17 protein-coding genes are annotated in these 19,763 nt (G+C 72.5%); 13 read left to right on the top strand and 4 right to left on the bottom strand.

The window, feature by feature from the left end; all coding sequences use genetic code 11:
• Positions 1–9 precede the first annotated feature (9 nt).
• Positions 10–3,219 carry a BTAD domain-containing putative transcriptional regulator gene (locus QE359_RS02335; protein ID WP_309777317.1) on the top strand — a complete coding sequence of 1,070 codons (3,210 nt, stop codon included), beginning with the start codon at positions 10–12 and terminating at the stop codon, positions 3,217–3,219.
• Here QE359_RS02335 and QE359_RS02330 read toward each other — a convergent pair.
• Entirely contained in the window at positions 3,201–4,031 is an 831-nt protein-coding gene (locus QE359_RS02330) for an ABC transporter permease (protein WP_092385277.1), read from the bottom strand. The two genes, QE359_RS02335 and QE359_RS02330, sit on opposite strands and share 19 nt — an antisense overlap.
• Positions 4,028–5,017: an ATP-binding cassette domain-containing protein gene (locus QE359_RS02325; RefSeq protein WP_071295214.1), complete on the bottom strand. Its 990-nt coding sequence runs from the start codon at positions 5,015–5,017 to the stop codon at positions 4,028–4,030. Before QE359_RS02325 ends, QE359_RS02330 begins: the two co-directional genes overlap by 4 nt.
• Before the next feature lie 161 nt (positions 5,018–5,178).
• Between QE359_RS02325 and QE359_RS02320 the strand changes: the two genes are divergently transcribed.
• The 6 genes from QE359_RS02320 (at position 5,179) to glmM (ending at position 12,246) form a co-directional block, all read left to right on the top strand.
• On the top strand, positions 5,179–6,096 hold the full coding sequence (locus QE359_RS02320; protein WP_309777314.1) for a tRNA pseudouridine synthase A: 918 nt from the start codon (positions 5,179–5,181) through the stop codon (positions 6,094–6,096).
• Positions 6,093–6,839 carry an MBL fold metallo-hydrolase gene (locus QE359_RS02315; RefSeq protein ID WP_092385265.1) on the top strand — a complete coding sequence of 249 codons (747 nt, stop codon included), beginning with the start codon at positions 6,093–6,095 and terminating at the stop codon, positions 6,837–6,839. Before QE359_RS02320 ends, QE359_RS02315 begins: the two co-directional genes overlap by 4 nt.
• 106 nt (positions 6,840–6,945) lie before the next feature.
• Positions 6,946–9,642 (top strand): ExeM/NucH family extracellular endonuclease, encoded by a 2,697-nt coding sequence (locus QE359_RS02310; protein WP_309777310.1) that lies wholly within the window; start codon positions 6,946–6,948, stop codon positions 9,640–9,642.
• Positions 9,643–9,879: 237 nt separating this feature from the next.
• Positions 9,880–10,326: a 50S ribosomal protein L13 gene (gene rplM, locus QE359_RS02305; protein WP_022906970.1), complete on the top strand. Its 447-nt coding sequence runs from the start codon at positions 9,880–9,882 to the stop codon at positions 10,324–10,326.
• 38 nt (positions 10,327–10,364) lie between these two features.
• On the top strand, positions 10,365–10,850 hold the full coding sequence (gene rpsI, locus QE359_RS02300; protein ID WP_022906971.1) for a 30S ribosomal protein S9: 486 nt from the start codon (positions 10,365–10,367) through the stop codon (positions 10,848–10,850).
• A gap of 22 nt (positions 10,851–10,872) precedes the next feature.
• Positions 10,873–12,246: a phosphoglucosamine mutase gene (gene glmM / locus QE359_RS02295; RefSeq protein WP_070417698.1), complete on the top strand. Its 1,374-nt coding sequence runs from the start codon at positions 10,873–10,875 to the stop codon at positions 12,244–12,246.
• A gap of 263 nt (positions 12,247–12,509) precedes the next feature.
• On the opposite strand, the gene coaA is transcribed toward glmM, so the two are convergent.
• Positions 12,510–13,454: a type I pantothenate kinase gene (gene coaA, locus QE359_RS02290; protein ID WP_071295218.1), complete on the bottom strand. Its 945-nt coding sequence runs from the start codon at positions 13,452–13,454 to the stop codon at positions 12,510–12,512.
• A gap of 102 nt (positions 13,455–13,556) precedes the next feature.
• Positions 13,557–14,042 carry a glutathione peroxidase gene (locus QE359_RS02285; RefSeq protein WP_309777304.1) on the bottom strand — a complete coding sequence of 162 codons (486 nt, stop codon included), beginning with the start codon at positions 14,040–14,042 and terminating at the stop codon, positions 13,557–13,559.
• Between the two features lie 70 nt (positions 14,043–14,112).
• On the opposite strand from QE359_RS02285, the gene glmS reads away from it, so the two are divergent.
• The 6 genes from glmS to QE359_RS02255 are packed head-to-tail and all read left to right on the top strand — an operon-like array spanning position 14,113 to position 19,756.
• Positions 14,113–15,960 carry a glutamine--fructose-6-phosphate transaminase (isomerizing) gene (glmS, locus tag QE359_RS02280; protein WP_309777303.1) on the top strand — a complete coding sequence of 616 codons (1,848 nt, stop codon included), beginning with the start codon at positions 14,113–14,115 and terminating at the stop codon, positions 15,958–15,960.
• 7 nt (positions 15,961–15,967) lie between these two features.
• Positions 15,968–16,348 carry a holo-ACP synthase gene (locus QE359_RS02275; protein ID WP_229085749.1) on the top strand — a complete coding sequence of 127 codons (381 nt, stop codon included), beginning with the start codon at positions 15,968–15,970 and terminating at the stop codon, positions 16,346–16,348.
• A complete protein-coding gene (gene alr / locus QE359_RS02270) occupies positions 16,345–17,448 on the top strand; it encodes an alanine racemase (protein WP_309777302.1) in 1,104 nt (367 codons plus the stop codon). Before QE359_RS02275 ends, alr (QE359_RS02270) begins: the two co-directional genes overlap by 4 nt.
• Positions 17,445–18,605, top strand: coding sequence for an alanine racemase (gene alr, locus QE359_RS02265; protein WP_309777300.1), 1,161 nt, complete (start codon positions 17,445–17,447; stop codon positions 18,603–18,605). Before alr (QE359_RS02270) ends, alr (QE359_RS02265) begins: the two co-directional genes overlap by 4 nt.
• Positions 18,602–19,111, top strand: a complete 510-nt coding sequence (tsaE, locus tag QE359_RS02260) for a tRNA (adenosine(37)-N6)-threonylcarbamoyltransferase complex ATPase subunit type 1 TsaE (protein ID WP_396127714.1) — start codon at positions 18,602–18,604, stop codon at positions 19,109–19,111. The genes alr (QE359_RS02265) and tsaE overlap by 4 nt, the downstream gene beginning before the upstream one ends.
• 45 nt (positions 19,112–19,156) lie before the next feature.
• Positions 19,157–19,756, top strand: coding sequence for an NAD(P)H-dependent oxidoreductase (locus QE359_RS02255; RefSeq protein WP_309777298.1), 600 nt, complete (start codon positions 19,157–19,159; stop codon positions 19,754–19,756).
• Positions 19,757–19,763: the final 7 nt, after the last annotated feature.

Here is a 19,763-nt window from a genome sequence, read left to right as displayed (position 1 = left end):
ACTCGGCACGTGCCCGTCCACTCTCGCGTCGCCGTCCTCGGGCCGGTCGAGGTCGAGGACCAGCAGGGGCGCCCGACCGCCGTCCCCGGGGCTCTGGCACGCGGGTTCCTCGTCGCGCTGGTGCTCGCGCGCGGACACGCCGTGACGACCGAGGCGCTCATCGACGAGCTCTGGGGCGACGACCAGCCGCGGGGTGCCCGGGCAGCGCTGCAGACCCTCGTCTCCCGGCTCCGGCGCAGCACGGCCGACGGCGTCGTCGTGTCGACCAGCACCGGGTACGCACTCGGGGTCGACCCCGGCTCGGTCGACCTGACGGCCGCCGAGCGCGCGGCTGCCAGCGAGGACGTCGCGGTGGTCCGGGCAGCACTCGACGGCTGGCGGGGCGACCCCGGCGCGGACGTCGACGGGGACCTCGGCGCCGCGCTCGCCGACCGCGCGGCCACTGCCCGCCGTGCGCTCCGACGCCGGCTGGGCGAACTCCTCCTCGACCGCGGGGACGCGGCCGAAGCGGCCGCGCTGTGGCTCGCCGAGTCCGAGGCGAACCCGTTCGACGAGGTCGCCGTCGCCGGGTGCATGCGCGCGCTGGTCGCCGCCGGCCGGAACGCCGAGGCGCTCGCCGCGTTCGCGACGCACCGCGACCGCCTCGCCGACGAGCTCGGCGCGGACCCCTCGGCCGACCTGGTGCGGCTGAACGCCGACCTGCTCCGCCGGTCCGCCGCCGACTCCGGTCGTGCTCGTCGGGTCGGGCTGCGGGCCGCGCCGAACACGCTCGTCGGGCGGCACGAGGACCTCGCCGCCGTCACGGACCTCCTGTCCCGCAACCGGCTGGTCACGATCCTCGGTGCGGGTGGGCTCGGCAAGACCCGCCTCGCGCAGGCGGTCGCCGCCGGTGTGCCGCCGACCACCGGCGTGGTGGTGTTCGAGCTCGCACCGATCGCCACCGCCGAGGACGTCGTCCCCGCGCTCGGTGCCCTGCTCGGGGTGGCCGAGCTCCGCTCCGCCCGGGCGCTGCGGGAGGTCGTCGTCGCCGACCTGCGAGCGCGTGTGGGGCGGGCGCTCGGAGAAGCCCCGACGGTCCTCGTCCTGGACAACTGCGAGCACCTCGTCGGCGACGTCGCCGGGTTCGCCGCCGACCTGCTCGCGAGCATCCCCGACCTCCGGATCCTCACGACCTCGCGCGCACCGCTCGCGATCGCCGGCGAGGTAGTGGCGCCCCTCGCGCCCCTCCCGGTCGAGGCCGACGGCGCCGCGGTCCGGCTGTTCACCGAGCGCGCCCGGGCGGCCCGACCCGGGGCCGTGCTGCCCGTGGACACCGTCCGCCGCATCTGCACGCGGCTCGACGGGTCGCCGCTCGCGATCGAGCTCGCCGCGGCGCGGATCCGGGGGATGAGCGTCGACGAGATCGAGCGCCGGCTCGACGACCGGTTCGCCCTGCTCCGCGGCGGCGACCGCAGCGCCCCGGAGCGGCACCGTACGCTCCTGGCGGTCATCGAGTGGAGCTGGCGCCTGCTCGACGCGGGCGCGCAGGACCTCCTGACCCGCCTGGCACTGTTCCCGGACGGCCTGGCGGTCGACGCCGTCGAGGCCGTGGCCGCGCCGGACCGCCGGGACGACGCGCTCGACGACCTCGCCGAACTCGTCGAGCAGTCCCTCGTGCAGCTCGTCGAGGTCGAGGGGGAGCCGGTCCGCTACCGCCTGCTCGAGACCGTCCGCGAGTTCGGGGCCGCACGGCTCGACGAACGTGGTGCCACCGAGGCCGTGCGCACGGCGATGATCCACTGGGGGCGTGACTTCGCCGCCGCCAGGAACCTCTTCACGCTCACCGGCCCGGAGCAGCTCGACCGCTTCCACGAGGTCCAGCGCGAGGCCGACAACCTCGTGACCCTGCTCCGCTGGAGCCTCCGCGCCGACGACGCCTCGGCGACCGCGCACGTCTTCGCCGCCCTCGGGGCCTACTGGACGCTCCGGGGTGCCCACGGCGAGGTCACCGCGATCGCGTCCGACGTGGTCGCGGTGCTGCGCTCGGGTCCGCCCGCGCCCGAGGACGTCGCCGCGGTGCACGTCGGACTCGTCGTCGCCGGGGCCTCCTCGGCGTTCGACGACCGCCGGACCGCCGCGTGGGCGATCTCCACGCTCCGGCGCCTCCGCCGCGTCGGGACGACGGGGTTCCCGGTGCTCGACGCACAGGCGGCCCTGCTCCTGACGCTCGGGCGTCCGGCGGCGGGCACCGCGCTCCTCGCGCGCCTCCGCGACGACCCCGACGAGGGCGTGGCCGGCACCGCCAACATGCTCAGCGCGCCACTCGCCGAGAACGACGGCGAGTTCGCGGCGGCCCTCCGGTACGCCACCCGGGCGCAGACGCTCGCGGAGCGCACCGCCGACGCGTGGACGATCGGCACCGTGGCCGTCACCATGACGCAGCTCCTCGCCCAGACCGGCCGGTACGCGGACGCCCTCGCGAACGCCGACCGCGCCCGTGAGCAGCTCGAGCGCTTCGGCGCCGAGGACGACCTGTACGAGATCGGCTGGACCGTCGGGCTCTGCTCGGCCGCGACCGGCGCCGTGGACACCGCCCGGTCGATCGCCGCCGAGCTGCAGCACCGACCGGTCTCGGGGCGCGGCGGCTTCGACGGCGACCGCTCCCAGATCGGCGTGCTGGCCGTCGCGATCGGCGCGGAGTGCCTCCGGTTCGAGGGCGACCTCGACGCCGCTGCCGCGCAGTACACGGCCGCGTGGGACTGGGTGCTGCCGCACCGGAAGGCGACACCGCACTGGACCGTGATGGCGGGCGCGGCGCGGATCGCAGCGGTCGACGAGGCGGCGCTCGGCGCGCCCGACGGAGCCGCACCGCGCCTCCAGGCCGACGAACGCGCGGTCGCTCGCCGCATCCGGAAGGCCGCACTCGTGATGATCCGCGTCCACCCGTGGTGGCTCGACCTGCCCGTCATCGGTACGACGCTGGCGGGACTCGCGGTCGCGGCGGCGCGCAGCGACCGTCCGGCCGAGGCGGCCCGGTGCTGGGGTGCCGCGATGCGGTTCGGCACCCGGCAGGACTTCGCGGTGCTCGCCCACGGACGGCTCCGACCGCTCCTCGTCGACGCGCTCGGCGCGGCCCGCGTCGCGGACGCCGAGACGGCCTCGGCCGGATGGGACCGGACCGAGGCCGTCGCGCGGGCCAGGACGCTGCTGGAGGACCTCCGTTACGCCTTCCGCATGTAGGCGCGGACCGTCAGCGGCGCGAACACGGCGACCACCACGGCGGCACCGAGCAGGCTGATCCAGAGGTCACCGGTGACGGCGCCGTGGTTGATCAGCTCGCGGACGGCGGTGATGAGGTGCGAGATCGGGTTGACCTCGGTGAACCAGCGCAACCAGCCGGGCAGGGTGTCCGTGGGGACGAACGCGTTCGACAGGAACGTCAGCGGGAAGAGCACCAGGTTGGCGATGCCCGAGACGCTCGACGCGGTGCGGGCGATCACGCCGAAGTAGGCGAAGATCCAGCTGATCGACCAGGCGACCACGATCACGAGCACGCCGGCCAGCACGACTGCCGCGGCACCGCCCTCGGGACGGAGGCCCATGATGATGCCGACCGTGAACGTGATGGCGGTGGCGATCGCGTACCGGACCGTGTCGGCGAGCAACGCACCGGCGAGCGGCGCGATGCGGGCGATCGGCAGGGACTTGAAGCGGTCGAACACGCCCTTGTCCATGTCCTCGCGGAGCTGGACGCCGGTGACGATCGAGGACGTGATGTTCGTCTGCACGAGGATGCCGGGGATGATGACGGGCAGGTAGCTGGACACGTCGCCGGCGATCGCGCCGCCGAAGATGTACGTGAACATCACGGTGAAGACGATCGGCATGAGCGTCACGTCGAACAGCTGCTCGGGCGTGCGACGGACCTTCACCAGGCCGCGGTACGCCATCGTGAAGGACTGCCGGACGGTCGCGCCGAGTCCGGAGCCGCCGATGCCGGGGCGTGGGGCGACCCGCGGCGCCGAGGTAGGGGTGGGGGCGATGGTGGTCATGCGATGCTCCCTTCGAGCTCGCGCGTGGTGTCGTCGTCGGTGGTGGCCGGGGCACCCGTGATGGTCAGGAACACTTCGTCGAGCGTGGGCTTCTGCACGCTCATCTCGGCGAGGGAGATGCCGGCGTCGCGGAACGACACGAGCAGGTCGGTCACGCGGTCCGGGTCGGACATCGGCGCGGTGAGGCGCGAGCCCTCGGGGCTGGCCACCGCGTCGACGCCGAGGCTGTTCCGCACGATGGTGCGGGCGGCGTCGAGCCGGAGCGGGTCGGCCAGCCGGAGCTGGAGCGAGCTCGACCCGATGGACGCCTTCAGCTCGTCGCCCGTGCCCTCGGCGACGACGCGGCCGTGGTCGATCACGGCGATACGGTCGGCCAGCTGGTCGGCCTCGTCGAGGTACTGCGTCGTCAGCAGGACGGTGGAGCCGGTCGCGACGAGCTCCCGGATCGTGTCCCACATCTGGGCGCGGGTGCGGGGGTCGAGACCCGTCGTCGGCTCGTCGAGGAACAGCAGCGGCGGCTGTGCGATGAGGCTCGCGGCGAGGTCGAGACGCCGACGCATGCCCCCGGAGAAGTTCTTCAACGGACGCGACGCAGCCTCGGTCAGCCCGAAGCGCTCGAGCAGCTCGGCGGCCTTCCGCTTCGACTCGGCGCGGCCCAGGCCGAGCAGGCGCGAGAAGATGACGAGGTTCTCGGTCGCGCTGAGCGTCTCGTCGACGCTGGCGTACTGGCCGGTCACGCCGATGAGGGAGCGGACGGCCTGCGCCTCACGGCGGACGTCCCGTCCGAAGATGCGGGCCTCGCCGGCGTCCGCCTTGAGCAGCGTCGCGAGCATCGAGATGGTGGTGGTCTTGCCGGCGCCGTTGGGGCCGAGCACGCCGTAGACCGTGCCGGCCTCCACGCGGAGGTCGACACCGTCCACTGCGCGGTTCGTCCCGAAGGTCTTCACGAGGCCGGTGGCCTCGACCGCGAGCGGTGTGGTGGTCATTCGCGCAGGTCCTTTCGTGGTGACTCGACGTGGTTCGTCGATGTCGAGGACGATGGTGCCGCGGCCCGCTCACGCGGCACTGACGTGGCACTGACACCGGGGCGGGGCGCGTGTGAGCACGGGGGCCAGGAGGCGCGGCGCGGCCCCGGTACGGTGGCCTGGTGGACGAGACGGCGGGCCCGCAGGGCGGCGGTGGCGGGGGCAGCGTGCGGCTGCGGTTGGACATCGCGTACGACGGTGCCGCGTTCTCCGGGTGGGCTCGGCAGCCGGGTCTCCGGACCGTGCAGGGCGCGCTCGAGGCCGCGCTCGCCACGGTCTTCACCCGGTGGGGCGAGCCGCCGCTGCTCACCGTGGCCGGGCGCACCGACGCGGGCGTGCACGCCACCGGGCAGGTCGCCCACCTCGACCTCACGCCGGCGCAGTGGGACGCGCTGGCCGCCAAGCGGGGGTCGGGGCGCTCGCCGCTGGACGGGCTCGTCAAGCGCGTGAACGGCATCGCGGCGCCGGAGGGGGACGTCGTCGTCACCCGGGCCTCGGTCGCGCCGGAGGGGTTCGACGCCCGGTTCTCGCCGCTGTGGCGCCGGTACTCGTACCGGATCGCGGACGCCGACGCCCCGCGCGATCCACGTCGACGGGGGCACACGGTCTGGCACCCGACGCGGTTGGACCCGGCGGCGATGGAGCGCGGTGCGCTGCGGCTGCTGGGGCTGCACGACTTCGCGACGTTCTGCAAGCCGCGCGAGGGGGCGACGACCATCCGGACGTTGCAGGAGTTCCGCTGGGACCGCGAGCCGGACGGCGTGCTGGTGGCGCGCCTCCAGGCCGACGCCTTCTGCCACTCGATGGTGCGCGCGATGGTGGGGGCGACGATCGCCGTCGGCGAGGGCCGGTTCGGTGCCGACCGGCTCGAGGAGCTGCGGGTCGCCGAGGCCCGGACGAGCGAGTTCAAGGTCGCGCCGGCCAAGGGCCTCACCCTGACCGAGGTCGGGTACCCGGCGGACGACGAGCTCGCGGCGCGGGCGTCGCAGACCCGGGCGCGACGCGGAGCGCCCGACGACGGCGGTACCGTCGGGGGATGACCTCCCGCGAACCCCGCTCCGTCGTGTCCGTCGCACCCGGGGTGGTGTTCGTCGAGGGGCCCGTCTCGAACTGGGTGGTCCTCGCCGAGGAGGACGGTGTCGCACTGATCGACGCCGGCTACCCGGCCGACACCGACCTCGTGCTCGACACCGTGCGCTACGCCGGCCACGAGCTCGACGACCTGCGCCGGGTGTACGTCACGCACGGGCACGTCGACCACGTCGGCGGCATCCCCGGCATCCTCGAGCGGTACCCGCACGTCGAGGTGCTCGCCCACGCCGACGAGCTCGACAACGTGCGCGGACCCGCGCGGCAGCAGGTGACGCCGGCCGAGATCGGTGGACGACTGGCCGCGCCCCGGGTCCTCCGGTGGCTCGCCCGCGCAGTGCGCTCCGACGCGCTGCGACCCACCGCGGTGCCGACCGCCCGCGCGTTCACGGGTGCGGACTTCGTCGGCCGGGCGATCGCGCCGCTGCCGGCCACCGGGCACACCGACGGGTCCACGGCCTACCTGCTGCCCGCCGCGAACGCGATCGTCACCGGGGACGCCGTCGTCAGCCGGCACGACACGCAGCCGTCGTCGTGGGAGCCGCGGCCGCGCATGATCACGTCGTTCTTCACGGCCGACCAGGAACGAGCGCTCGAGTCCGCGCGGGCGCTGCCGATCCCGGACGTCCTGCTCCCCGGACACGGGCCGGCCGTGCACCGCGTCGGGTCCGCCTGGCGGCCGATCGGGTCCTGATCCCCGGGCATCCCGCACCACCGTCGGCTGCACCCCGATCAGGGGTGGAACGGATCGTTCACCCGCCGGAAACCTGAGGGGCCCCGCTGGTCGGTAGCGTGCGACCATGCACAGATCCGTCGGGCGCACTCTGCTGTGCGCCACCGCTGCAGCCGCGCTCGTCGCCGCTCCGCTCGTCTCCGTCTCCTCGGCCAGCGCGAACCCCCAGGGCACCGGGCTCGTCATCGCCGAGGCCTACCTCAAGGGCGGCAGCGCGAACCAGCCCTTCACGAACAAGTTCGTCGAACTCGGCAACCCCACCGACAGCCCCGTCAGCGTCGACGGCTGGTCGGTGCAGTACCGCGCGGCGACCGGTACCGGAGCGCCCTCGGTCGGCAAGCTCGCCGGCTCCGTGCCCGCGCACGGCACCTACCTCGTGCAGATGGGCTCGAACGGCACGAACGGCGAGGCGCTGCCCGAGCCGGACGCCGTCACCGGGCTGAACCCCTCCGGGTCGACCGGCACCCTCGTCCTCGCCGACCAGGCGACGGCGCTGACGCTCCCCGCCGGCGCCGTGACGACGGGCGCCCCCGGCGTCATCGACCTGCTCGGCTACGGCACGTCGAACACCTTCGAGACCGCGGTCGCACCGACCGGCACGGCGAACGCCGTCCCGGACGCGCTCACCCGTCAGGGCACGACCGACACCGACTCGAACGCCGCCGACTTCCGGGTGACGACGACCGTCACGCCGGAGAACGCGGCGGGCGAGACCACGCAGCCGACGGACCCGACCGACCCCACCGACCCCGGTGACGGCGGCACGACTCCGGCCGAACGGGTCACCATCGCGCAGCTGCAGGGCACCGGCGAGGCCTCGCCGTTCGCCGGGAAGACCGTCACGACCGACGGCGTCGTCACCGCGGTGTACGCCACCGGCGGCTTCAACGGCTACACGGTCCAGACCGCCGGCACCGGCGGCGCGCTCGACCTCGGGACGCACACCGCCTCCGACGCCGTCTTCGTCTACTCGTCGGCGACGGTCGGCAGCGTGGCGATCGGGGACGCGGTGCGCCTCACCGGCACGGTGTCCGAGTTCAACGGCCTGACCGAGCTGACCGTGCCCACCGCTGCCGGCCTGACGAAGCTCCCCGCCGCGGGGGTCGTCCAGCCGGTCCCGGCCACGCTGACCTTCCCGCGCACCGACGCACAGCGCGAGTCGCTCGAGAGCATGCTCGTGGCGCCGCAGGGCGACTACACCGTCGCGGACAACTACACGACGAACCAGTACGGCGAGGTCGTACTGGCATCGGGGAAGCAGCGCCTGCTCCAGCCGACCGAGGTCGCCCGTCCGGGCAGTGCCGAGGCCGCCGCCGTCACCGCGGACAACGCGGCGCGCAAGGTCGTCCTCGACGACGGTGCGAGCACGAACTTTCTCAGCGCGGCGAACCAGTCGATCCCGGTGTCGTGGCTCACCCAGGGCCCGGTCACGGTCGGCGCCGCGGCGACCTTCCGCGAGCCGGTCGTCCTCGACTACCGCAACGACTCGTGGAAGTTCCAGCCGACGTCGCCGATCACCGGCGCCACCCCGGCTGCCGACCTGCCGGCGTCGTTCTCGGACGTCCGCACCGCAGCCCCGGAGAACGTCGGCGGTGACATCCGCCTCGCCGGGTTCAACGTCCTGAACTACTTCCCGACGACCGGCGACCAGCTCACCGGTTGCACGTACTACACCGACCGCGACGGCGACCCCGTGACCGTCCGGGGCGGCTGCGACGCCCGCGGTGCCGCGAACGCCGACGACCTCGCCCGCCAGCAGGTGAAGATCGTGAAGGCGATCAACGGCCTCGGCGCCGACGTCGTCTCCCTCGAGGAGATCGAGAACTCGGCGCGCTTCGGCCAGGACCGTGACGCGGCCGTGGCGACCCTCGTGGCCGCGCTCAACGCCGCGACCGGCAAGGACACCTGGGCGTACGCGAAGTCCCCGTCGAAGCTCCCGTCGAGCGAGGACGTCATCCGCCTCGCGCTCATCTACAAGAAGGACCGCGTGCAGCCCGTCGGCTCGTCGACGATCCTCACCGACTCGACGGCGTTCACGAATGCCCGCCAGCCGCTCGCGCAGGCCTTCGCCCCGGTCGTCGCGAAGCCCGGCAAGGGCAAGGGTGCGCAGAAGCCGAGTGCGAAGGACACCTTCCTGGTCATCGCGAACCACTTCAAGTCGAAGGGCTCCGGCGAGGGCGTCGACGCCGACCAGGGCGACGGGCAGGGCGCGTCGAACCACTCGCGCGTCGAGCAGGCGAAGGCGCTCGTGACGTTCTCGACCGCGATGCAGCGCCAGGCGCGGACCGACAAGGTGTTCATGCTCGGCGACTTCAACGCCTACAGCGAGGAGGACCCGGTCGTCGCCCTCGAGGACGCCGGCTACACGGACCTCGGCCCGACCGAGGACGCGTCCGAGTGGTCGTACGTCTTCAGCGGGCTGAGCGGCTCGCTCGACCACGTGTTCGCGTCCCCCGCTGCGCTGGAGACCGTCACCGGCGTGGACATCTGGAACATCAACTCGGTCGAGTCGGTGGGCCTCGAGTACAGCCGGTACGACTACAACGTCACGGACCTGTACCGCGACGACGTGTACCGGGCGAGCGACCACGACCCGGTCGTGGTCGGCATCGACCTGCCGGGCGTCGGCACTCCCGGAGGGGGGAACCCCGGCCACGGCGGTGACCCTGGACACGGCGGGAACCCGGGCCACGGCGGTCCGGTCGCGGACGCGCTGGCGGCGCTCGCCGCGCGGCTCGCATGGCTGCGGGGCCTGTTCGGCTGACGTTCGCCGCACCGGACGGGAGGCGCGGTGCCAGCCGGCACCGCGCCTCCCGTCCGTCCTGTCTCCGTTTGACCGCCGTCACCTGCGTCGGGTAGGCTCTCACCTTGGTCTGCGCGCTCCGTGCGCCGGACAGTCAGATGAGCCCTCCACCGGGCCGTTCACCCAGGTTCTCCCGCGTGAACACCCACCGGAGCGGGATTCACGGACTCCTCACCTCGACACGAAAGCAGCACCACTGTGACTCGTACGTTCTCCCCGAAGCCGGCAGACGTCCAGCACGACTGGATCGTCATCGACGCGACCGACGTCGTCCTCGGCCGCCTCGCCACCCACGCCGCGGCGCTCCTGCGCGGCAAGCACAAGGCCACCTTCGCCCAGCACATGGACATGGGTGACTACGTCATCATCGTGAACGCCGACAAGGTCGCCCTGACCGGTTCGAAGCTCGCGAAGAAGGTCTACTACCGCCACTCGGGCTACCCGGGCGGCCTCACGGCGACCTCCTACCCGGAGATGCTCGAGAAGCACCCGACCCGCGCCGTCGAGAAGGCGATCCGCGGCATGCTCCCGAAGAACACCCTCGGTCGCGAGCAGCTCAAGAAGCTGAAGGTCTACGCCGGCGCGGAGCACCCGCACTCGGCGCAGCAGCCCAAGGCGTACACCTTCGACCAGGTCGCACAGTAGTTCCGGCCACGACGACTTCCAAGGACTAGGTAAAACTCATGGCTCAGATCGCTGACTCCCTCGACCAGACCCCGGAGAGCTTCACCACGGAGAGCGCACCCGCCGCTTCCGAGGCCGCTCCCCGTCAGATCCTCAACGTCTCGGGCGGTGCCGTCGGGCGCCGCAAGGAGGCCATCGCACGCGTCCGTCTCGTCCCGGGCTCCGGCTCGTTCGTCGTGAACGGCCGCTCGCTCGAGGACTACTTCCCGAACAAGCTGCACCAGCAGCTCATCAACGACCCGTTCAAGGTGCTCGAGCTGCTCGGCGCCTACGACGTCGTCGCCCGCATCACCGGTGGTGGCCCCTCGGGTCAGGCTGGTGCGCTCCGTCTCGCCATCGCCCGTTCGCTGAACGAGATCGACCGCGAGAACAACCGCGCCACCCTCAAGAAGGCCGGCTTCCTCACCCGCGACGCCCGCGTCATCGAGCGCAAGAAGGCCGGTCTCAAGAAGGCCCGCAAGGCTTCGCAGTTCTCGAAGCGCTAGTCGTCACCGGCTGAAGATCGCAATGCCGCGTCTGTTCGGTACCGACGGGGTTCGTGGTCTCGCCAACGGCGAGCTGACGGCCGCGCTCGCACTGGGTCTTGCCCAGGCGAGCGCGGCCGTCCTCACACACGGACACCACGCGGACGCCCGCCGGGCGTCCGGTCGACCGCGCCCTCGTGCGGTCCTCGCGCGCGACCCGCGCGTCTCCGGCGAGTTCCTCGGTGCCGCGGTCGCGGCCGGGCTCGCCTCCGCCGGCGTCGACGTGCTCGACGCCGGGGTCATCCCCACCCCCGCTGCGGCGTTCCTCGTCGCGGACATCGACGCCGACTTCGGCGTGATGATCTCCGCATCGCACAACCCCGCTCCCGACAACGGGATCAAGTTCTTCGCCACGGGCGGCCGGAAGCTCCCGGACGAGGTCGAGGACCGCATCGAAGCGGCCATGCACGACCACTCCGCACCGACCCCCACCGGTGGCGACGTCGGCCGGATCACCCGGTTCGCCGACGCCGAGGACCGCTACGTCGTCCACCTGCTCGGCACGCTGCCGCACCGGCTCGACGGCATCCACGTCGTGCTCGACTGCGCGAACGGCGCCGCCGCGGGCGTCTCGCCCGAGGTGTTCGTCAACGCCGGGGCCCGCGTGACCCTGATCGGTGCCGACCCGGACGGCATGAACATCAACGACGGTGTCGGTTCCACCCACATCGACAACCTCGCCCGTGCGGTGCTCTCGCACGGAGCGGACGTCGGCATCGCCCACGACGGTGACGCGGACCGCTGCCTCGCGGTCGACGCCGCCGGCAACGCGATCGACGGCGACCAGATCATGGCGATCCTCGCGCTGTCGCTGCAGGAGCGCGGGCGCCTGGCGTCCGACACCCTCGTCGCGACGGTGATGTCGAACCTCGGGCTGAAGCGCGCCATGGCGGACGCGGGCATCACGATGCTCGAGACCGGTGTCGGCGACCGCTACGTCCTCGAGAAGATGACCGAGGGCGGGTACTCGCTCGGTGGCGAGCAGTCCGGCCACATCATCTTCAACGAGTTCGCGACCACCGGCGACGGCATCCTCACCGGGTTGCACCTCGTCGCCGAGATGGCCCGGACGGGCAAGACGCTCGAGCAGCTCGCGTCGTGCATGACGGTGTTCCCGCAGGTGCTCGTGAACGTGCGCGGGGTGGACCGGCACGGCCTCGCCGACCAGGGCGTGCAGGACGCCGTCGCCGCTGCGACCGCCGCACTCGGCGACGCGGGACGCGTGCTGCTCCGGCCGTCCGGCACCGAGCCCGTCGTGCGGGTCATGGTCGAGGCGGCCTCCCAGGCCGATGCCGAGCGGATCGCCGAGGAGCTCGCGGCCGTGGTGCGCGAGCGCCTGGCGCTCGACGCGGCGTAGGCGCGCGGCGCGCGCTGGCGCGCGCGGCGCGCGCTCGCACAACCAAAGTCCGTCGGAACCACGCAGATGCGTGGTTCCGACGGACTTTGCTTGTGCGGCGGCAGCTCGAGCCGCCCCGCGGCGGCGGCCGAGCCGGCCGAGCCGCGTCGAACCACGGATGCGACATCGCACCAGCCCGCGCGCCCGGTTCCACGTCGGATTCGTGGTTCGGCGCAGCGGCCCGCCGCTGGCGGCGCCCCGCGGCTCGCGCCGCGCCCCCCGCGTCAGATCTTGCGGAGCAACACCGACGACACCTTGTGGTCCGCCGCCTTCTTCAACACGAGGGTCGCCCGGGAGCGCGTCGGCAACACGTTCTCGATCAGGTTCGGCTCGTTGATCGCCCGCCACACCTCGGTCGCCGTCTGCACGGCATCCGACCGGGAGAGCGAGGCGAACCGGTGGAAGAACGAGTCGGGGCTCGCGAAGGCCTCTTCCTGCAGCGCGAGGAACCGGTCGACGTACCAGGCCTCGATGTCCTTCGTCTTCGCGTCGACGTAGATCGTGAAGTCGAAGAGGTCGGACAGTGCCAGCCGCCCGTGCACCGGCGGCGCGAGCACGTTCAGGCCCTCGACGATGAGGATGTCCGGCTGTCGCACCACGATCTCGGCGTCGGGCACGATGTCGTACACGAGGTGCGAGTAGTACGGCGCACGGACCTCGGTCGCGCCGCTCTTCACCTGGCTGACGAAGCGCAGCAGGGCCCGGCGGTCGTAGGACTCCGGGAAGCCCTTGCGGTCCATGATCCCGCGCCGCTCGAGCTCGGCGTTGGAGTAGAGGAACCCGTCGGTGGTCACGAGCTCCACGCGCGGGGTGTCCGGCCAGCGCTTCGTCAGCTCGCGCAGCAGACGGGCGACGGTCGACTTGCCGACGGCGACCGACCCGGCGACACCGATCACGAACGGCGTCCGCCCGGCTCGGTCACCCAGGAAGGCCGACGTCGACGCGTGCAGGTTCCGTGCGCCCGCCGCGTAGAGCGTCAGCAGGCGGGACAGCGGCAGGTAGACCTCCTGCACCTCCTGCATGTCGAGGCGGTCGCCGAGACCGCGCAGCTGCACGATCTCGGTCTCGGTGAGGGACAGGTGCTCCTTCGGAGCGAGCTGCGACCACTCGCCACGCGGGATCTCCACGAAGGGGGTCGGGTGCGCGACGGTGGTCTCCGGAATCGGCATGGGAACGAGCGTACAGACGGGAGGCGCGGATCACGTGAGCCGGTCGGCTCGCGTGATCCGCGCCTCCCGTCCGACACCCGCGCCCACGTGCGGCGTGCGCGCTCAGGCCGGCAGGGCCGCCTCGATCGCGGCGATGACCTGCGGCGCGTCCGGCTTGGTCGTCGGGCGGAACCGCGTGACCGTGCCGTCCGGGGCGACCAGGAACTTCTCGAAGTTCCACGTGACCCGCCCGGCCTTGCCGTCGGCGTCCGGGGTCTCCTTGAGCGCCTGGTAGAGCGGGTGGGCGCTCTTGCCGTTCACCTTGACCTTCTCGGACATCGGGAAGGTGACGCCCCACGTGGTGGAGCAGTACTCGTCGATCGCCTCGGACGAGCCGAGCTCCTGCAGGAACTGGTTGCTCGGAAAGCCCAGGACCGTGAAGCCGCGGGGGCCGTACTCCTTCTGGAGCGCCTCGAGCTGCTCGTACTGCGGAGCGAGGCCGCAGCGCGACGCGACGTTCACGACGAGGACCGCCTTGTCCGCGAACGCCCCGAACGTGGTCTCCTCACCGTGCAGCGTCGTGATCGCGATGTCGTCGAAGCGTCCCATGTCCCAAACGTTATCCCCAGCCCTGCTCGTTCGCAGGGTCGTCGTCCAGCCAGACCGTAGGATCGTCCCCATGTGTGGAATCGTCGGCTACGTCGGCAGCAACAGCAGCCAGGACGTCCTCCTCGGTGGTCTCCGTCGGCTCGAGTACCGCGGCTACGACTCGGCGGGCATCGCCGTCGTGGACGGGTCGCACGAGCTAGCGTCCGCGAAGAAGGCGGGCAAGCTCCAGGCCCTCGTGGACGAGCTGGAATCGCACCCCATCGCCGACGGCGGGACGGGCATCGGCCACACCCGCTGGGCGACCCACGGTGGCCCGACCGACGGCAACGCGCACCCGCACCTGGCCGACGGCGGCAAGCTCGCCCTCATCCACAACGGCATCATCGAGAACTTCTCCGAGCTCCGTGCCGAGCTCGAGGCCGAGGGCGTCGCGTTCCTCAGCGAGACCGACTCCGAGGTCGCGGCACACCTCGTCGCCCGGTCGTTCCGCGCGACCGGTGACCTGACCGCCGCCATGCAGCAGGCCGTGCAGCGGCTCGAAGGGGCGTTCACGCTCCTCGTCGTCCACGCCGACCAGCCCGGTGTGGTCGTCGGCGCCCGTCGCAACTCCCCCCTCGTGGTCGGCCTGGGCGACGGCGAGAACTTCATGGGCTCGGACGTGGCCGCGTTCGTCGCCTACACGCAGCGTGCCCTCGCCATCGGGCAGGACGAGATCGCCACGATCCGCCCCGACGGCGTCGACGTCATCCACTTCGACGGCACCCCGGCAGCACCGAGCGAGTTCGAGGTGAACTGGGACGCCTCCGCGGCCGACAAGGGCGGCTGGACCTCGTTCATGGCGAAGGAGATCAGCGAGGAGCCCGAGGCCGTCGCGAAGACCATCCTCGGCCGCGTGCACGACGGTGCCGTGACGCTGACGGACCTCGACCCGATCGCCGACCGCCTCGCGCAGGTCGACCGGGTCATCGTCATCGCCTGCGGCACCGCGGCCTACGCCGGCATCCTCGGCAAGTACGCGATCGAGCAGTGGGCCCGCGTCCCGGTCGAGGTCGAGCTCGCGCACGAGTTCCGCTACCGCGACCCGGTGCTGGACGACCGCACGCTGGTCGTCTCGATCAGCCAGTCCGGCGAGACCATGGACACGCTCATGGCTGTGAAGTACGCCCGCGAGCAGGGCGCCCAGGTCCTGTCGATCTGCAACACCCAGGGCGCCACGATCCCGCGCGAGTCCGACGCCGTGATCTACACGCACGCCGGGCCCGAGGTCGCCGTCGCGTCGACCAAGGCGTTCATCGCGCAGGGCGTCGCGCTCTACCTGCTCGGGCTGCACCTCGCCACGCTGCGGGGCACCCTCACGGCAGAGCAGATCGCCGAGCAGGTCGCCGAGCTCGAGGGCCTCGCACCGAAGCTGCAGCAGACCATCGACGACGCGTCCGGCATCAAGGACCTCGCCCGCTGGATGGCCGACACCCGGAGCGTCCTCTTCCTCGGCCGCCACGTCGGCTACCCGATCGCGCTCGAGGGTGCCCTCAAGCTCAAGGAACTCGCCTACATCCACGCCGAGGGCTTCGCCGCCGGTGAGCTCAAGCACGGCCCGATCGCCCTGATCGAGCCGGGGCAGATCGTCTTCGTGATCGTCCCGTCGCCGCGCGACCCGCGGTCGCTGCACCCCAAGGTCGTCTCGAACATCCAGGAGATCCGCGCCCGCGGCGCCCGGGTGATCGCGATCGCGGAAGAGGGCGACGCCGCCGTGCTGCCATTCGCCGACGAGGTGCTGCGCATCCCGCTCGCGACGCCGCTGTTCGAGCCGCTGCTCGCGGTCGCACCGCTGCACATGTTCGGCATGGAGCTCGCCGCGGCCAAGGGCCTCGACGTCGACCAGCCGCGCAACCTCGCGAAGTCGGTCACCGTCGAGTAGTCGCACGATGATCATCGGCATCGGTGTCGACGTGGTCGACCTGGAACGGTTCGAGCGGGTGCTCGATCGGACGCCCGCGATGCGTACGCGCCTCTTCACCCCGTCGGAGCTCGTCCGCGACGGGGAACCCCGGCCGATCGCGTCGCTGGCCGCGCGGTTCGCGGCGAAGGAAGCGCTGATCAAGGCGTTCGGGTCGAGCGCCGGACTGAGCTGGCAGGACCTCGAGGTCGTCTCCGACGACCAGCGGAACCCGTCGCTGACGCTGCGCCAGGGGGCGCGCCAGGTGGCGGACGGGCGCGGGGTGACGAGCGTGCACCTCTCGCTCTCGCACGACGGAGGGATCGCGACGGCGTTCGTGGTCCTCGAAGGAACAGGGGAATCTGCGTGAGCGCGTTCACCGGCATCACGGTCGATCGGGAGGCGCTGATCGCCAACTACGCGACCGTCGCCGAACAGGTGGCTCCGTCCGGCGTCATCGCGGTCGTCAAGGCCAACGGCTACGGCCACGGCGCAGCGGAGTCCGCGCAGGCCTTCGTGGACGCCGGCGCGGAGTGGCTCGGCGTCGCGGACATCGACGAGGGGATCGCCCTCCGCCACGCCGGCATCGACGAGGGCGTCCGGATCCTCGCGTGGCTCCACGCCCCCGACGAGGACTTCCGTCGCGCCGCGCAGTACGGCATCACCCCGGCGGTCTCGAGCGTCGACCAGCTCTCCGCCGCCGCCGACTCCGAGGTCCCCGCGGTGCACATCTGCGTCGACACCGGCCTGAGCCGCAACGGCGCGGTGGAGTCCGAGTGGTCCGAGCTCTTCGCCACCGCCGGTCGCCTTGCCCGCAGCGGCAACCGCACCCGCATCGAGGGCCTCATGTCGCACCTGGCGAACGCCTCCCGCGCCGACGACCTCGACCAGGACGCCGCCCTCCAGCGCGCGCTCGAGGGTCTCGCTGCGAACGGCATCGTTCCCGACATGGTGCACCTCGCCGCCAGCGCCGCGAGCCTCGCCGTCGCGGAGACCCGGCACGACGTCGCCCGGGTCGGCCTCGCGCTGTACGGCCTCAGCCCGTTCCCCGACCGCACCTCGGCCGACCTCGGGCTCCGCCCCGCGATGCGCGTGACCGCCGCGGTCCTCCGGACGGTCCCGGTCCGTGCGGGCGAGGGCGTCAGCTACGGCTACACCTGGCGCGCGACGACGGACACCCGGCTCGCGGTGATCGGGCTCGGCTACGCGGACGGCTTCGACCGCGACTTCGGCAATCGCGTCTCGGTCCGGATCGGCGACCGCACCTTCCCGGTCGTCGGTCGCGTGGCGATGAACGCCATGCACGTCGACATCGGCGACGCCGACGTCCGGATCGGCGACGAGGCCGTGCTCTGGGGCGACCCGGCGAACGGCGACCCCGCGGTCGAGGACTGGGCCGCCGCAGTGGGCACGATCAACTACGAGGTGGTCGCCCGGGTCGGCCGCAACGTCGAACGGAGGACCTCGTGAACGCGCCGCTGCGCCGGGCCCGGATCGACCTCGACGCCTACCGCGCCAACCTCGACCTGGTCCGCGAGTGGATGGACCCGGTCGAGCTCATGGCGATCATGAAGGCCGACGCCTACGGGCACGGTCTCGAGCCGATCGCCCTCGCCGCGGTGGACGCGGGGATCCGGTGGATCGGCGTGCTCACGGTCCCCGCGGCCCTGCGTCTGCGGTCGATCGGCGTCGGCGAGGACGTCCACCTCTTCACGTGGCAGCACGACCCCGCGCTGGACTTCCGCGACGCGATCGACTCCGCCGTCGACCTCGGCGTCTCGAACGTGCCGGAGCTGCAGCGGGTGATCGACGCCGTCGACCAGCGTCCCGCCCGGGTGCACCTCGGCTTCGACTCCGGCCTGCACCGCGACGGTTCGACGCCGGACGACTGGCCCGCCCTCGTGACCCTCGCCCGTGACGCCCAGCGTGACGGCCGCATCGAGGTCGTGGCCGCCTACACGCACCTCGCCGAGTCCTCCGACGACGAGGACGCCTCCGCCGTGGCGCTCTTCGACGACGCGGTCGAGCAGGCCGACGACCTCGGGCTCGACATCCCGACGGAGCACGTCGCCGCCTCGCTCGCCGGGCTCGAGCGCAAAGATTTCCGCAAGGACATGGTCCGGATGGGCGCGAACCTGTTCGGCATCCCCGGTGCCGACGGCGTCTCGGCGGCCGACCTCGGCCTCGAGCCCGTGATGACCCTGACCGCCTCGGTCGCGAAGACGAAGCGCGTGCCCGTCGACACCGGTGTCTCGTACGACTACACGTACCGCACCACCGCCGAGACCACCCTCGCGCTCGTTCCGGTCGGCTACGCGGACGGCGTCCCGCGGTTGGCGCAGGGCCGCATCGAGGTCGCGATCGGCGGCACGCGCTACCCGATCGCCGGTCGCGTCGCGATGGACCAGTTCCTCGTGGACGTCGGCGACGACGACGTCCGGGTCGGCGACACCGTCGTGCTGTTCGGCACGGGCGAGCACGACGAGATGACGGTCCTCGAGTGGGGCGACGCGCTCGGCACCATCGGCGAGGAGATCGTCTGCCGGATCGGCTCCCGGGTGCCCCGCGTCTACGAAGGGCACCGGGTCGAGGGCCACGTCGCCGAGTACCTCCGGGGCGAACGGTGACCGACTCCCGGGTGCTGCTCGACACCACGGCCCGGACCACCGAGGAGATGGGTGCTCTCGGTGCCCGACTCGCGGCCGTCCTCCGTGCCGGTGACCTCGTCGTCCTGACCGGTCCGCTCGGCGCCGGCAAGACCACCCTGACGCGGGGGCTCGGCGCAGCGCTCGGCGCCCGCGGGCAGGTCTCGAGCCCGACGTTCGTCCTCGCCCGGACACACCCGACCTCGGCCGGGCCGGACCTGGTGCACGTGGACGCCTACCGACTGTCCGACCCGGTGGAGCTCGACGACCTCGACCTCGACTGGGACGCCTCGATCGTCGTCGTCGAGTGGGGGCGTGGGTTCGTCGACGGCATCTCGGACAGCGTCCTCGACGTCGAGATCGTCCGCGCGACCGGTGCCGACGACGCGGTTGCCGGTGACGACCTCGACCCGGACGACGTCCCCGACGAGCCGCGCCGCGTGGTCGTCACCGCCTCCGGCCCGCGCTGGGCGGACGCCGTCCTCTGACCCTGCGGTCCTGCTGCCGTCCAGCCGCCCTCGCGAAGATGCAGTGTGCCGACGCTCATCGTGACCGCCCACCCCGACCCCGACTCGTTGACCCACCACGTCGCGCAACGACTGCGAGGCGCGTTGCCCGAGGGGACGGCGGAGATCGCCGACCTCGCCGCCGAGGGCTTCGACCCGCGCTTCACGCTCGCCGACCGCCACACCTACCGGACCGGCGAGGACGCCCCGACGGACGTCGTCGCCGAACAGCGGCGCATCGACCGGGCCACCGACCTCGTCCTGGTGTTCCCCGTCTGGTGGTGGTCGCTGCCGGCGCTGCTGAAGGGGTGGATCGACCGCGTCTTCGTGAACGGGTGGGCGTTCGACGTCGGCGGCGACGAGGGCATGCGCCGGAACCTCGGTCGGCTCACCGTCCACCTCGTGCCCGTCGCCGGGGACGATGCCGGTGTCTACGACCGGCACGGGTACCGCGAGGCGCTGCGGACCCAGATCGAGCACGGCGTCGTCGACTTCTGCGGAGCGCGCCGCGGAGCCACCGTCTTCGTGCACGAGTCCGAACACGGGGACCCGGCGGTCCGCGAACGAGGAGTCGCCGCTGCCGTCGAGGAGGTCCGGCGTGCGGTCGTCCGGGACGACGAGCACTGAGCGGAAC

This window comes from Curtobacterium sp. SORGH_AS_0776 (assembly GCF_031453355.1).
GTDB lineage: Bacteria > Actinomycetota > Actinomycetes > Actinomycetales > Microbacteriaceae > Curtobacterium.
This window is presented reverse-complemented; position numbering and strand designations above follow the sequence as displayed.

Excerpts from the sequence above, each read along its gene's own strand:
- QE359_RS02330 (WP_092385277.1), bottom strand. The coding sequence starts at position 4,031 with ATGACCACCATCGCCCCCACCCCTACCTCGGCGCCGCGGGTCGCCCCA.
- QE359_RS02325 (WP_071295214.1), bottom strand. The coding sequence starts at position 5,017 with ATGACCACCACACCGCTCGCGGTCGAGGCCACCGGCCTCGTGAAGACC.
- QE359_RS02315 (WP_092385265.1), top strand. The coding sequence starts at position 6,093 with ATGACCTCCCGCGAACCCCGCTCCGTCGTGTCCGTCGCACCCGGGGTG.
- QE359_RS02310 (WP_309777310.1), top strand. The coding sequence starts at position 6,946 with ATGCACAGATCCGTCGGGCGCACTCTGCTGTGCGCCACCGCTGCAGCC.
- rpsI (WP_022906971.1), top strand. The coding sequence starts at position 10,365 with ATGGCTCAGATCGCTGACTCCCTCGACCAGACCCCGGAGAGCTTCACC.
- glmM (WP_070417698.1), top strand. The coding sequence starts at position 10,873 with ATGCCGCGTCTGTTCGGTACCGACGGGGTTCGTGGTCTCGCCAACGGC.
- coaA (WP_071295218.1), bottom strand. The coding sequence starts at position 13,454 with ATGCCGATTCCGGAGACCACCGTCGCGCACCCGACCCCCTTCGTGGAG.
- QE359_RS02285 (WP_309777304.1), bottom strand. The coding sequence starts at position 14,042 with ATGGGACGCTTCGACGACATCGCGATCACGACGCTGCACGGTGAGGAG.
- glmS (WP_309777303.1), top strand. The coding sequence starts at position 14,113 with ATGTGTGGAATCGTCGGCTACGTCGGCAGCAACAGCAGCCAGGACGTC.
- QE359_RS02275 (WP_229085749.1), top strand. The coding sequence starts at position 15,968 with ATGATCATCGGCATCGGTGTCGACGTGGTCGACCTGGAACGGTTCGAG.